Below are 13,598 nucleotides of genomic sequence, written 5' to 3'. Positions count from 1 at the left end.
CACATTAGTCGGCCGGGCTACCGATAGTCTGAACGTGTGCCGCACCTCCAGTCGTTCCGCTCACCGCATCGCGCCGGGCAGCGCGACGGGATGACGAGGCTGCCATGACCGAGCCGACCGTGGGCAAGGCGGGGCATGAGCGTGCAACCTGACGAGATGGACCGTCCGTGGAGCGCTCCGAGCCCGATGCGGCCCGGTTTCGCCCAAGCCGAGACTGCGGTGCCGCTGCTGAACATCGCGAATATCCTCACCATGCTGCGGATCGCGATCGTGCCGCTGTTCGTCGTCGCGCTGTTCGTCGGGGACGGGCACGAGGCCGGTTGGCGGATCACCGCCGCCGCCCTGTTCGGCCTCGCCGCGATCACCGATCGGTTCGACGGGCAACTGGCGCGCAAATACGGTCTGGTCACCGATTTCGGCAAGCTCGCCGACCCCATCGCGGACAAGGCGCTGATCGGGTCGGCGGTGATTGGCCTGTCCGTGCTCGGCGATCTGGCTTGGTGGATCACGATCATCATCTGCGGCCGCGAGATCGGCGTGACGCTGCTGCGGCTCGCGGTCGTGCGGCGCGGTGTGATTCCCGCCGGACGCGGCGGCAAGCTGAAGACGCTCGTACAGTCGTTGGCGATCGCGGTGCTACTGCTGCCGCTGTCGGGCTGGTTTGCCGACGCCGGGATGGCGCTGATGTACCTCGCCGTCGCACTCACCGTACTGACCGGGCTGGACTATGTCGGCCAAGCAGCCAGGGTGTGGTTCGCGGGCGGGCCGGGCCGGGCGCGCGGCGCATGACCGATCCGCTCACCGCGGGCGTGCCCGCCGCCGATCTCGTGCGAGCGTTGGTGGCCGCGCGGCAGACGGTGGCGACCGCGGAGTCGCTCACCGCGGGCTTGCTCGCCGCGACCATCGCCGGAGTTCCCGGCGCCAGCGCCGTTCTGCGCGGCGGGTTGGTGGTGTATGCCACAGACCTCAAACAGAGCCTCGCGGGCGTCGGTGCGGAAGTGCTGGCGACGGAAGGTCCAGTGGCGGCGAGTACCGCGGAGCAGTTGGCGGTGGGCGCGCGGACGAGGTGCGTTGCGGACTGGGGTGTGGGGCTGACCGGCGTCGCCGGACCCGATTCGCAGGACGGACGCCCGGTGGGAACCGTCTTTCTCGGCCTGGCTGGTCCAGGACATACCGAAGTGGTGCGGTTGAAACTCCCGGGGGACCGGTGGACTATCAGAATCGGAGCAACACACAGGGCGGTGCGCGAGTTGCTTCGATGTGTGCGTGAGCCGTACCCCGGTCCGGCCGAACGCGTCGGGCGGAGCGAATGATTTGGCTCTGTGGGAACCAACCGGCCCTCCTCCGACGTTGTGCGAGAAAGAACGGCATGCGTGGGGATCCGACGTAGCTTGTCGGCCCGGCGACCGGGAGCGAAGGAGAACGAGATGACGCTGCTGCGAGAGGCGATCGGGGACAGTCTGCGGCGTGCGCGTCTCGCCCAGAACCGCACCCTGCGCGAGGTGTCCACCTCGGCGCGCGTGAGCCTGGGATACCTGTCCGAGGTCGAGCGCGGCCGTAAGGAAGCCTCCAGTGAATTGCTCGCCGCCATCTGCGAGGCACTGGACGTTCCGCTGTCGCGAGTGCTGTGGGACGTGAGCACGGTCATGGCCGGCGCCGACGCGCCCGCCGGCACTCCAGCGGACGCCGCGGCCGCCGCTCCCGCGGAGCGGGAGCAGACCGCTGTCGAGGCCGGCGCAAACTCGGAGGCCGCCGCGCCCGCCGAGCCTGCGTTGGCTCCCGCGACCGCCACCATGTCGGTGGCCGGCGCGCGTCCGCTGCCGCTCGCCGAGGACACCAGGATCGTGATTCCCGCGCCGAAGTCGGACATGCTGGTTTTGGTGAAGGGTGTGTGACGCAGAACGAGACGTGGTCGCCGCCGCAACACTGCGGACCGACGCCGAAAGCGGATAGATTCTCCATAGGTGTCGATTGGGCCGGGTTCGCCCGGCCCGGGTGCCACATGGTGGAGGATAGGCAGATATCGAGTGCGTGACGGTCGCGCACTGGAGTCGCGCCGAAGCGCGGCGTGTCAGATGGAGGCGGGATCAATCGATGGCTAATCCGTTCGTCAAGGCCTGGAAATACATGATGGCCCTCTTCGATGCCAAGATCGAGGAGCACGCGGATCCGAAGGTTCAGATTCAGCAGGCTATCGAGGAAGCTCAGCGGCAGCATCAGGCTCTTTCGCAGCAGGCCGCGTCGGTGATCGGCAACCAGCGTCAGCTGGAGATGAAGCTGAACCGGCAGCTGGACGAGGTCGAGAAGCTCAATGCCAACGCGCGCCAGGCCGTTCTGCTGGCCGATCAGGCCGCCGCGGCGGGCGACACCGAGAAGGCGATCCAGTACACCAACGCCGCCGAAGCGTTCGCCGCACAGCTGGTCACCGCCGAGCAGTCCGTCGAGGACCTGAAGGTCCTGCACGACCAGTCGCTGCAGGCGGCTGCCCAGGCCAAGAAAGCCGTGGAGCAGAACGCGATGCTGCTGCAGCAGAAGGTCGCCGAGCGCACCAAGCTGCTCAGCCAGCTGGAGCAGGCAAAGATGCAGGAGCAGGTCTCCGCGTCACTGCAGCGGATGGATTCCACGCTGTCGGCGCCTGGCAGCACCCCGAGCCTGGATGCGGTGCGCGAAAAGATCGAGCGCCGTTACGCCAACGCCCTCGGCGCCGCCGAGCTCGCGCAGAACACGGTGCAGGGCCGCATGCTCGAGGTCCAGCAGGCCAGTGTCCAGATGGCCGGACACAGCAAGCTGGAGCAGATCCGCGCCTCCATGCGCGGTGACCAGTTGCCCGCCGGTGGCGCCGCCCAGCCCGCTATCAAGCCGGCGCAGACCCAGTCCAATCCGGCGCAGCAGCAAATGAACAAGGGCCAGACCGCGCAGCAGTAGGCAGCGGTCGGACGCTCGGCAAGGATATGTCGGTGGGGGCTGGTTCACTGAACGGCAATGCGTGGATACCCGGCCGGCCGGCCGTCGGCCGGCTCGGGCGCACGTCCGTCCGATCCGCGCAACCGGTGGGAGAAAAAGCATGAGCGGCAGTGCATTTCGCGAGCGACGGCCAGAAGCGCGTCGGGTCCGTGGGTCCGCGATCATCCGGGCGCAGGCCGCTTTGGCGCCGCAGCCGGGTAGCCTGCCGGACAACATTCGCGAGGTCGGTGAGAACGCACTTGTCGCAGTGCGGCGCTGGGCCGATCCCCGGGAGCGGGAGCTGCGTCGCCGCCGCAGGGTCCGCCGACGCAGCTTTCAGCTCGGTACCGTTTCCGGTCTCACCACCGCGGGAACCGTTGGGCTCGCGGTCATCTCGGCGCCGGTGTGGGCCGTGGTCATGGTCGGTGGCGGAGCGGTCGCGCTGGTCACCGGCGCGGCTTTGAGTACCCGCCGCTATCTGCGTCTGCGTGGTGCTCCGCTGCCGCAGGCGGCGTTCCTTCCGCGCAAACAGCCGCCGCCGTGGTCGAGCGCCCGTCCGCCGATCGGCCGACTGGTGCGCGCGGAGAAGGCATTGCATGGGCTGGGCGCCCAGATCCTACGCTCGAATCGACTGCCCGAGGATGAACTGGCCGACCTGCTCGAAACCGCTGCCTCGGGATCCGCGGCGTTGCACGCTCTCGCTGCCGACATCACCGCGATGGAGCAGGCGCTCGGCACGATGGGCTACTCGAATTCGCCTGCGGGGGTGGCGCTCACGGAGAATGTGCGCCTCGCCCTCGGCAGACTCGACGCCGGGGTAGCGGAGTATGAACTGGTGGTTGCCGCGGCGGGCCGTATGCTCGCGGTTCCCGAAAGCACCCTGCTGCGGCACAATTTCGACACGATCGTCGCGGATCTACGGCATGCGTCCGACCGCCTGGACGGGTGGGCCCAGGCGCTCACCGAGGTTGCCGATCAATCGGTGCCCGCGTCGCCGCGGCCACCGATCTGATCGGTCCGGCTCAGCGCAACCGGTCTCGGTGGCGTTGTTCCTCGGCTCGAGCGCGCAGCGCCGCACCCACCAGTTCGCGGCCTTCGGCCATGAGGTCGAGCACCTCCCACGACGCCTTGCGCGCGGCGGAGCCGACGATCCCCGCGATCGCCGAACCATGCCGCCATGCCGCGGCCGCGAGTTCCTGCGCCAGCTCGTTCGTGTTTTCCATCAGGTCCCGGCCCTCACCTGAGGTTCAGTGCATGACTGTGTGCTGAATGAGGTGTCTGCATCAATCGATCATCTCTTTCCGGTTGCCGTTCAACGGTACTGTGCGCTCGAGATCAGAGTACATCCGTGCACTGAAAAGGATGCGGCGCGGACTGCGAGCGGGTTCTTCGGCCGAGGTACGCAATCGCGCGTGCTGGCAAAGGAATTGACGGGCGACCGACACGGTGCCTGATCGGTCGGTAGGCTGCGGCGATGCGGCATCTTTCGACTCGCGGATCGGGCAGCAGGCGTATCGCCGGTATGGCAGGCAGCTTGGATCGCTGGTTGGTCGCCCGCAGCGCGCGCGTTCGCCCGACCCACGGGGACCGCCTGCTCAAAGGATTGAGCACGGCGGCCGACAAGAACCGCCTGTGGATCGTGCTCGGCGCGGTCCTGTTCGTAGCGGGGGACCGCGCGACCCGGCGCGGCGCGGTCCGCGGTCTCCTCGCGTTGGGCATCGCCAGCAGTGTGGCCAATGGGATCGCCAAACCGCTGTTCCCCCGTCGCCGCCCGCCCGACGAATCCGTGCCGTTCGTTCGCAGATTGGTCGTTCCGCCGGTGTCGTCATCGTTCCCGTCGGGGCATTCGGCCTCGGCCGCCGCGTTCGCCACCGGGCTGGCGCTGGAGTCGCCAGCGGCGGGAGCGTTGGTGGCGCCGGTCGCCGCCGCGGTCGGCTATTCCAGGGTGCACATCGGCGTGCACTGGCCCTCCGACGTGGTCGCGGGGGCGCTCTTCGGTGGGGCGGTCGCGTTGGTCACCCGGCAGTGGTGGGCGCTGCGCGACGACGAACCCGCCGCGCTCGGACCGGCCGAGCGGATCGAGCCGATCCACGCCGGCGCCGGAGTGCTGCTGATCGGCAACCCGCAGTCGGGAGCTGGCGACGGCGACGCCACGCTTGCGTTGCTGCGCGACCGGCTCTCCGAGGCGGAGGTGCTCGAACTCGACGGTGCCGACGATTTCGAGACGCGGGTCGACGAGCGGCTGCGCCACGATCCCGTCGTCGCGCTCGGCGTGGTCGGAGGCGACGGAACGGTGTCCACCGTCGCGGAGTGCGCGGTGCGCCATCGGATGCCGCTTGCCGTTTTCGCGGGTGGCACGCTGAACCATTTCGCCAGGGACGCCGGAGTGGACGAGGCCGATCGGACCCTCGCCGCGCTCGAGGCGGGCGAAGCGGTCCGGGTAGACGTGGCCGAGGTGCGTGTCGACGGCGCCGACAAGCGTGTCTTCGTCAACACCGCCAGCCTCGGCGGCTACCCCGATTTCGTTCGCATCCGGGAACGCTGGGAGCGTCGCATCGGCAAATGGCCCGCCGCGGGAATCGCGATGGTGCGTGTGCTGTTCCGCGCCCAGCCGGTGCATGTCACCATCGACGACACTCGCACCGCCCTGTGGATGCTGTTCATCGGGAACGGCAGGTACGAGCCCGCCAACCAGATCCCGATGTCGCGCCCGGAATTGCGCGGCGGCACCCTCGACGTCCGCTATCTGCGCGCCGACGTCCCGTTCTCGCGGCTGCGCCTGATCGCTGCCACCGTGACCGGCAAGTTGGAAGACTCTCCCACTTATGTCCATCACCGGGTCGTCCGGCTCGACGTGCGGGTGGCCGAAGCGCCGGTGTCGCTGGCGACCGACGGCGAAGTCGACTACCGCGGCAAGGACTTCCGGTTCACCAGCCGACCCTCGGAGCTGATCCTGATCAAGAGGGCCGACGGGGAACCCGACCCCGCGCACGGGAATCGCTGAGCCGGGGCCCGCGCGAGTAGCTTCGGCAAACGTTGTGGCGGCGTTCTCCGGACGCCAACCCTGTCGACACTCTATCCAAGGGCGGCGAGCCTCGAACCGACCCGCTTGCTATGGCGTCGCCGGGGGGCGCGCGACGATCGAATCCTCGTCGAGTTGATCGAATTGCCACCGACTTCTTGTTTGATGCGCCGATAGCCGGGTAGTTGCCACCATGTTGCTGACCGTCCGACCCGAAGCGGGCCGGGAAAATTCACTACTGGGCAGGAGCAACGTTATGTTCGATGTTTCCTACCGAATATCTCAGCTCGACCAGGACACGCAGCGGCTGGACATCAGTCGATACCTGACGTGTGACCTCGAAGAGGACCCGGTGCGGCAGGCGCGCAGAGCGCGGCGTAGCACTGCCGGGCTCGACGTGAGCGAGCGATCGACAAGCGACTGAACCACTCTCAGCAGACGCGGTGTACAGCACGCGTTCCGTCGGCCTGCGCACCGCATCGAACGAACCGCGGAGGAACCATGACTGACATGCTGGACGCGCTCATCGGCAGCGCTGTGTACGACCCGGGCGGCGACAAGATCGGCAAGGTCAAGCGGGTCTATATCGATAATGATTCCGGATCGCCCACCTGGGTCGCGGTATCCACCGGGCTGTTCAGCGACGATTCGCTGGTGCCGCTGGCCGGTGCCCACCACCAGTGGGACGCGGGCGCGCTGCAGGTGCAGGTGAAGAAGGAGTTGGTGAAGACCGCGCCGAATCTGGCACACAACGGGATGATCAGTCCGGAGGCCGAGCTCGAACTGTTCGACCACTACGACATCGACCCGAATCGGTCCGAGTGCGACATCTTCGGCAGGAATCCGCGGCAGGCCGCGAGCCCGGCCCCGGGCCGGCAGCGTCCCGACACCGGTATGGTGCGCTCGGAGGAGCGGTTCGACCTCGGTACCGAGCAGGAGATCGCGGGCAGGGCGCGGATGCGCAGGTACTTGGAGGCCGAGGACCAGACTGTCGAAGTGCCTGCCCGGCGCGAAGAGGTGCAGGTCGATCGTGAGCCGATCACCGACCCTTACACCTTCCGTCCTTACGACATCGGCGAGCAAGAAGCCGAGGTCACCCTGCGCCACGATCAGATGATGGTGAACAACGAATCGGGGCGGGCCGAGCGGGTCTGCCTTGATGTCGACGAGGTCGAGGACAGCCGCATCGTCTCCGATGGCGTGCGCGAGCAGCTCATCGACACCCAGGGGGTCGATGACCCCGACTGTCGTCGGCGGTGATCCGCCGCGCACGGGGTGGCACCGGCCGTGAAGTCGGCCGGTGCTGCCCATGCGTGGGCCGCTCTTTCCTAGGGGGGAAGGATAGCCAAAAGGTCGCACCGAAGCGACTCCTCGACTCCGCCAAGGTAATCCGACAAAGCCATAGCCGCATGAGCGGCAAGTGGTCAACTGCCGGCGTTGTCGAGGCCGATCGCCGTGCTCCGCCGCCGCACCACTGAGCACTTCACCGCGGTGCGGCGGCCGAAGTGCTCGCGATACGGCACGGCCGCAACCGATCGTTCAAGCGGTGCCGCGGTCCTCGGTCGCGCCACCGCCTACTCGCGGAACACATGCCGGGAAGTCGGGCACACCCTTGATTGGCCTGCTGGTTGTCGGGTATTCGGCTGGCGACAAGCGCGGCCGGCCGGATACGGAGGAGGAGCCAATGGCGCAGCAGGTCGGGGACTATGTGGTGGAGCGTCTTCGGGAGTGGGGGGTTCGTCAGGTTTTCGGTTATCCCGGTGACGGGATCAATGGCTTGGTGGCGGCGTTGGGCCGCGCGGAGGATGACGGTCCTGCCTTCGTCCACGGTCACGTGGGAGTTGCGTGCGATGGGTGGTGCACCGAAATTCGATGAATCCCAAACACTTCCGGATATCTCCTACGCCGATATCGCGCGCAGTGCCGGACTGGCGGCGATCACGGTGGACGACCCTGACCAGCTCGGTGCGGCCTGGGATCGTGCGCTCGGCTTTGACGGGCCGGTGGTGCTGGATGTGCATTGTGATCCCGAGGTGCCGCCGATCCCGCCGCATGCCAGCTGGGAGCAGATGAAAGACACCGCCGAAGCGGTACTGCGCGGCGACCCCGACGGGTGGCGCCTGATGGTGCAGGGCGCCAAAACCAAAGCACAGGAATTCGTTCCGTTTCGGCAGAAATGAGAAGCACGATGACCGAACAGGATGTGGTCGATCTGCTTACCGCCCAGCACGAACAGATCACCACCCTGCTGCGGCGGTTGCGGGCAGGGCACGACGCGAAACAGGAAGTGTTCACCGAATTGGTCCGGCTGCTTGCCGTGCACGAAAGCGCCGAGGAGGAGGTCGTGCACCCGGTTGCCCGGCGAGCCAGGTTCGGCGCCGACGACGTCGTGCGCCCCCGTCTGGAAGAGGAGAACGAGGCCAAGCGTGCCCTCTCGGAACTCTACGATCTCGGCGTCGAGCATCCCGACTTCGACGCGAAGCTCGCGGGGTTCGCCGATGCGGTAGCCGCCCACGCCGCGCATGAGGAGGCCGAGGAGTTCACCATGCTGCGCAGCCAGTATTCGTCCCATCAGCTGGAGCGCATGGCCGGGTCGGTGCGCGCGGCCGAGGCGGTCGCCCCCACCCGCCCGCATCCGCACGCGGGGGAGTCCGCGCTGGCGAACCTGGTGGCTGGTCCGCCCTTGGCGTTGTTCGATCGGGTACGTGACGCCGTGCGGGATTGGCGGCACAAACAAGACCTGTGAGCGTGTCGGCGGCATTATCCGAGCTGGCGAGCGTACTTCTCGTCTCGGATTCGGTTGACCATGTGCGGGTAGTGCAGTTCGAAGGCTGGGCGCTCCGACCTGATCTTCGGCAGGCGGAAGAAATTGTGCCGGGGCGGTGGGCAGGTAGTGGCCCATTCCAGAGAGTTGGCATTGCCCCACGGGTCTTCGCCGGAGACGACTGGGCCGAAGCGGTAGCCGGTCATGATGTTCCACAGAAACGGCAGCATCGAAACGGCGAGCGTGAGCGCGCCGGCCGAGGAGATCGCATTGAGCGATGTGAAACCGTCCGAGGGCAGATAGTCGGCGTAGCGGCGCGGCATGCCGGCCGCTCCCAGCCAGTGGTGGGCTAGGAAGGTGGTGTGGAAGCCGACGAGGGTCAGCCAGAAGTGCCACCGCCCGAGGCGTTCATCGAGCATGCGCCCGCTCATCTTGGGAAACCAGAAATAGATACCGGCGAACGTGGCGAAGACGATGGTGCCGAACAATACGTAATGCATATGGGCCACCACGAAATACGTGTCGGTGACGTGGAAGTCCAGGGGCGGGGAGGCGAGTACGACGCCGGACAACCCGCCGAACAGGAAGGTCACCAGGAAGCCGACCGAGAACAGCATCGGCGTCTCGAAGGTGAGCTGTCCCCGCCACATGGTGGCGATCCAGTTGAAGAACTTGATACCGGTCGGTATTGCGATGAGCATCGACATAGCGGAGAAGAATGGAAGCAACACCGCACCGGTCGCGAACATATGGTGAGCCCATACCGCCATCGACAGGCCGGTGATCGCGGCGGACGCGAAGACCAATCCGGCGTATCCGAAGATCGGCTTGCGGCTGAAGACCGGCAGAATCTCCGAGACGATGCCGAAGAACGGCAGTGCCACGATGTAGACCTCGGGATGTCCGAAGAACCAGAACAAGTGCTGCCACAACACCGGGCCGCCGGTGCCGGGATCGAAAATGTGGCCGCCGAGGTGCCGGTCGACGTAGAGCCCGGCCAGGCCGGCGGTAAGCACCGGAAATGCCAGCAGCACAAGCACACTGGTGAACAAAATGTTCCAGGTGAAGATCGGCATACGGAACATCGTCATCCCGGGTGCGCGCAGGCAGACAATGGTCGTGGTCATATTGACCGCCCCCAGGATCGTCCCGATGCCGGAGACGATCAATCCGGCAATCCACAAATCCGCGCCGCTACCGGGTGAACTCGTGCTGAGGGACAGCGGTACGTAGCCTGTCCACCCGAAATCGGCGGCGCCACCGGGAGTCAGGAATCCGGCAAGCAGTACGGCCGAGCCGAACAGGTACAACCAGTAGGCGAGCGCGTTGAGCCGCGGAAACGCAACGTCAGGCGATCCGATCTGCAAGGGCAGCACGAAATTCGCGAATCCGAACAACACCGGCGTCGCGTAGAGCAACAGCATGACCGCCCCGTGCATGGTGAACAGCTGATTGTACTGTTCGCTGGACAGGAACTGCATGTCCGGCGCAGCCAACTCGGCGCGCATCAGCAACGCCATCAGTCCGCCGACGAGGAACAGCCCGGTCGCGGTGACGAGATACAGGATCCCGATCTTTTTGTGATCGGTGGTGCTGACCAGTTCCCACAGCAGGCTCCCCTTCGGCACGCGACGCGGTGCTGCGGTCCTGGTATCGGTGGAAATGGAGGTCACGCCTGCGTCCTACCCTCGACGCGGCATCGGAAACCGCTCCGGGACAGGATCAGACCGGGCTTTGCGCCAGCGCGGCGACAGCCGAGGCGAACATGGTGGATTTGATGGCGCCGAGGGTAGCCGGGTCTTTTCCTGCGATTGGTCGGATGAGTTCTATGGCGGTGTCGAGCACGGCACCTTCCGGTGCTGTGTGGTCGACCAGCCCGCTGGCGTGCGCCTCGGTAGCGCCGTAGCGGTGGCCGGTGGCCATGGCGGTCATCGCGGTCTGTGGTGTCAGCTTGGCTTGGATCAGAGCTGCCATCCCCGGGGTGAAACGGATGTGGATATCGACCTCGGGGAAGCAGTAGTAGCCACGGTCGGCGCGCATTACCCGGTAGTCGTGGGCGATTCCGAGCATCGCGCCCGCGCCGAATGCGTGCCCGTTGACCGCGGCGACGGTCGGCAACGGACAGGTCAGAATGCGGCTGAACAATGCCTGCACTTGCCCGACGTACCGTTCGGCCTGGTCGCCGTGCGACATCAGCCAGTCCAGGTCGAGTCCGTTGGAGTAGAACTTGCCCGTCGCCGTGGTGACCAGCGCCTGCGCACCGTTCTGCTGTGCCTCGTCGAGGAGTTGGTCGACGGTGTCGAGCCACCCGGGGGAGAACCTGTTCTCGTCGTCTCCGAGGTCGACGACGGCGATCTTGTCTCGGTAGGTGAGGGTGGCAGTCATCAGTGTGATCCTTTTTCGTTGTCGCTCTGTCGTTTTCGCGGTGTTGGTGGGTCCAGGGAGAGGACGGCGCGTACGGCCGTTTCCAGGCGCCGGCGCATCGCGGGGTTCGGCGTCCGATGCCCGCGCAACAACAGGCCGGTGGGAAGGCCGACGACGCATGCCTCGACCACCTCGACGGCAGGCCCGTCCGTGCGTCCCCACAAAGTTCCTGCCAGTCGGATGAACAGGTCGACAAGAACGGAGTCCAGCCGCGCCAGCTCGTCCGCGACGTCCTCGGGAACGCCGGAGCCGAGCAGCTCGTCACGACGTACGTGGAGCAGCAACTGCGACGAGCGAGGGAACTGCTCGGCGAATACCGCCGGGGCGTCGGCGGCTGCGACCACCGCGTCGACGGCAGCCGCACGACCATCCTGGGATGCAGGTGCGAGTGCGGTGTCGACGGCCGCCTGCTGCAGGTCGAGAAACCGGCGGGCGGCGCGCAACCACGCGCGCCCGACCAGTCCGCCCCGGGAACCGAATGCGTGGTAGATCGTGCCGTTGGACACCGCGGTGGCGGCGGCCACCGCTCGGATCGTCACCGTACTCGGGCCACCCTCCACCGCCAACCGTTCGGCGGCATCGAGGATGTCGTCGAGGTCGTGCACGCGTGGCCTGGGCATGCTCTCACGATAACAGAGCGAATGATCTGTTACCAATGGGTAAGTTACTTGTCCTGCCGCTGGGCTGGGCGGCCTGGGCTGGTGATCCATCGGCGTCGGCCAGATGGTGATGGCGAACTATCAGGGTGAACCCTGAACTTCACCCGGATATCCCGTCTCACCTGCTGATTTGTATACGTCCAGGTGTCATGCTGGAACGGAAACACAGACTATGGGAGGCACGACATGTTGTGGAAGATCATCGGTATCGTCGCGGTCGTCTGGATCGCGCTGGTCGTGATCGGTGCGCTGATCAAGGGGTTGTTTCCCATCCTGGTGATCAGTGCGATCGTGTTCGGGTTGTACCTGTTGTACAAGGCGGTATCGGGCTCGGACAACTCCACGGTGAGCAAGCTTTGACATCCTCTCCCGTCTGAAGGTGGGAGATTCCGGCCTGGGTGGGCTGTGCCGCGCTTCCGGTGGGTTCCTGCTCCAACGCCGACTGCTCGACCGAGGCCGAGGCTGACACCAGCTCCACAAGCGTTGGACTGTCCGCATGCCCTGCGGCCAGGATATTCTGGGCGGCGTTCACGTCCCGGTCGTGGGTCACACCGCACGTGCACGTCCACGCCCGGACATGCAGCGGCTTCTTTCCTCCCTGCGCTCCGCACACCGAGCAGAGCTGCGAGGACGGGAACCAGCGATCCACCTTGCCGAAAACCCGCCCATACCGGCCGGCTTTGTCCTCCAGCATGCGAGTGAACATGCTCCATCCGGCATCATGGACCGACTTCGCCAACCTGGCACGCGCCAAACCTTTGACGCACAGGTCCTCGACGAACACCGCTTGGTTGTCGCGGATGATCGCCGTGGACTGCTTGTGCGCGTGATCCCGTCGCGCGTCGGCCACCCTGACGTGAGCACGGGCCACCCGAGCCCGCGCCTTGGCACGGTTCTTGCTGCCCTTCGCCTTACGGCACAGCGACTGTTGCGCCTTGCGGAGTTTACGTTCGACGCGGCGAAGGAACCTCGGGTTCTCGATCACCGTGCCGTTCGACAACACCGCGAACGAACTCAGCCCCAAGTCGATACCGACCTCGGAATCCGACCGCGGCAGCGGCACGGACTCCACTTCGACCACGAATGAAGCGAAATACCGGGCCGCCGCATCCTTCACGATCGTCACGCTCGACGGCTCCGACGGCAACTCCCGCGACCAGCGAACCGATATATCCCCGATCTTCGGCAGCCGAAGCCTCCGCCCGGCCGTGACCGTGAACCGGGAGTTCTTCGTGAACCGGATCGACTGCCGATTGTCCTTGCGGGACCGATACTTCGGCGGCGCAACTCTCGGGCCATTCCGTTTGCCGGTTACCGACGTGAAAAAGTTTCGGTACGCAGTATTCAAATCCGCCAGGGCCTGCTGTAGAACCACGGCGGACACTTCCCCGAGCCACTTGCGTTCCGGGATGCGCTTCGATTCGGTGAGCCGCTTGGACAGTTCTCCGTCGCTGATCCGCTGCCCCGCTTCGAACGCTTCCCGCCGCGCCCGCAGTGCATCGTTGTACACCACCCGGGCGCATCCGAATGCCTTCGCCAACGACTGTTGTTGTCCCACAGTGGGATACAGGCGGAAGTTGTACCGAAGCTGCGCACTCCGATCCTACCGTCGGTTCAGGAGCGAATACGGCATTGTTCGCACCGGCAGACACCCTTTCATGCTGTGCGCACTTGGTAGAGGACCGCCCGGTTCAGGGCACGCTCGGCCCTGACAGGCCTCCCGCGTGAGCCTTCACCACCGCCCTGGAGGGCGGCGCACTAGCCCACACCCCGGTAGCGCGACCAC

The 13,598-nt window shown here is 66.3% G+C and carries 14 protein-coding genes and 1 pseudogene; 10 read left to right on the top strand and 5 right to left on the bottom strand.

Annotated elements, in window-relative coordinates:
* Nucleotides 1–135 precede the first annotated feature (135 nt).
* The 5 genes from pgsA (at nucleotide 136) to pspM (ending at nucleotide 3,955) form a co-directional block, all read left to right on the top strand.
* The gene (gene pgsA / locus OH799_RS13390) at nucleotides 136–789 is read left to right on the top strand and encodes a CDP-diacylglycerol--glycerol-3-phosphate 3-phosphatidyltransferase (RefSeq protein ID WP_406280068.1); all 654 of its coding nucleotides are present in this window, start codon (nucleotides 136–138) and stop codon (nucleotides 787–789) included.
* A complete protein-coding gene (locus OH799_RS13385) occupies nucleotides 786–1,313 on the top strand; it encodes a CinA family protein (protein WP_406280065.1) in 528 nt (175 codons plus the stop codon). Before pgsA ends, OH799_RS13385 begins: the two co-directional genes overlap by 4 nt.
* A gap of 114 nt (nucleotides 1,314–1,427) precedes the next feature.
* Nucleotides 1,428–1,895 carry a helix-turn-helix domain-containing protein gene (locus OH799_RS13380; RefSeq protein ID WP_406280062.1) on the top strand — a complete coding sequence of 156 codons (468 nt, stop codon included), beginning with the start codon at nucleotides 1,428–1,430 and terminating at the stop codon, nucleotides 1,893–1,895.
* Nucleotides 1,896–2,094: 199 nt separating this feature from the next.
* Nucleotides 2,095–2,925, top strand: a complete 831-nt coding sequence (locus OH799_RS13375) for a PspA/IM30 family protein (RefSeq protein WP_406280059.1) — start codon at nucleotides 2,095–2,097, stop codon at nucleotides 2,923–2,925.
* Nucleotides 2,926–3,064: 139 nt separating this feature from the next.
* Nucleotides 3,065–3,955, top strand: a complete 891-nt coding sequence (gene pspM / locus OH799_RS13370) for a phage shock envelope stress response protein PspM (RefSeq protein ID WP_406280056.1) — start codon at nucleotides 3,065–3,067, stop codon at nucleotides 3,953–3,955.
* Between the two features lie 10 nt (nucleotides 3,956–3,965).
* Here the strand turns inward: pspM and OH799_RS13365 are convergent, their stop codons facing one another.
* A complete protein-coding gene (locus OH799_RS13365) occupies nucleotides 3,966–4,166 on the bottom strand; it encodes a hypothetical protein (protein ID WP_357260685.1) in 201 nt (66 codons plus the stop codon).
* Between the two features lie 251 nt (nucleotides 4,167–4,417).
* Here OH799_RS13365 and OH799_RS13360 point away from each other — a divergent pair, with 251 nt between their 5' ends.
* From OH799_RS13360 to OH799_RS13340, 5 genes and pseudogenes are all read left to right on the top strand, one after another.
* Nucleotides 4,418–5,947, top strand: coding sequence for a bifunctional phosphatase PAP2/diacylglycerol kinase family protein (locus OH799_RS13360; protein WP_406280053.1), 1,530 nt, complete (start codon nucleotides 4,418–4,420; stop codon nucleotides 5,945–5,947).
* A 274-nt stretch (nucleotides 5,948–6,221) separates the two neighbouring features.
* On the top strand, nucleotides 6,222–6,389 hold the full coding sequence (locus OH799_RS13355) for a hypothetical protein (protein ID WP_406280050.1): 168 nt from the start codon (nucleotides 6,222–6,224) through the stop codon (nucleotides 6,387–6,389).
* Between the two features lie 77 nt (nucleotides 6,390–6,466).
* Nucleotides 6,467–7,225, top strand: coding sequence for a PRC and DUF2382 domain-containing protein (locus OH799_RS13350; RefSeq protein ID WP_406280047.1), 759 nt, complete (start codon nucleotides 6,467–6,469; stop codon nucleotides 7,223–7,225).
* Between the two features lie 566 nt (nucleotides 7,226–7,791).
* Nucleotides 7,792–8,145, top strand: a pseudogene (locus OH799_RS13345) (thiamine pyrophosphate-dependent enzyme); the annotation flags it as partial.
* Between the two features lie 8 nt (nucleotides 8,146–8,153).
* On the top strand, nucleotides 8,154–8,711 hold the full coding sequence (locus OH799_RS13340) for a hemerythrin domain-containing protein (protein WP_406280044.1): 558 nt from the start codon (nucleotides 8,154–8,156) through the stop codon (nucleotides 8,709–8,711).
* Between the two features lie 14 nt (nucleotides 8,712–8,725).
* Here the strand turns inward: OH799_RS13340 and ctaD are convergent, their stop codons facing one another.
* The 4 genes from ctaD to OH799_RS13320 form a co-directional block, all read right to left on the bottom strand.
* Nucleotides 8,726–10,402: a cytochrome c oxidase subunit I gene (ctaD, locus tag OH799_RS13335; RefSeq protein ID WP_406280041.1), complete on the bottom strand. Its 1,677-nt coding sequence runs from the start codon at nucleotides 10,400–10,402 to the stop codon at nucleotides 8,726–8,728.
* 49 nt (nucleotides 10,403–10,451) lie between these two features.
* Nucleotides 10,452–11,114: an enoyl-CoA hydratase/isomerase family protein gene (locus OH799_RS13330; protein WP_406280038.1), complete on the bottom strand. Its 663-nt coding sequence runs from the start codon at nucleotides 11,112–11,114 to the stop codon at nucleotides 10,452–10,454.
* Nucleotides 11,114–11,773 (bottom strand): TetR/AcrR family transcriptional regulator, encoded by a 660-nt coding sequence (locus tag OH799_RS13325; protein ID WP_406280035.1) that lies wholly within the window; start codon nucleotides 11,771–11,773, stop codon nucleotides 11,114–11,116. The genes OH799_RS13330 and OH799_RS13325 overlap by 1 nt, the downstream gene beginning before the upstream one ends.
* A 319-nt stretch (nucleotides 11,774–12,092) precedes the next feature.
* Entirely contained in the window at nucleotides 12,093–13,370 is a 1,278-nt protein-coding gene (locus tag OH799_RS13320; RefSeq protein WP_406280032.1) for an RNA-guided endonuclease InsQ/TnpB family protein, read from the bottom strand.
* Nucleotides 13,371–13,598: the final 228 nt, after the last annotated feature.

The organism is Nocardia sp. NBC_00881, from assembly GCF_045207455.1.
Classification (GTDB): domain Bacteria; phylum Actinomycetota; class Actinomycetes; order Mycobacteriales; family Mycobacteriaceae; genus Nocardia.
This window is presented reverse-complemented; position numbering and strand designations above follow the sequence as displayed.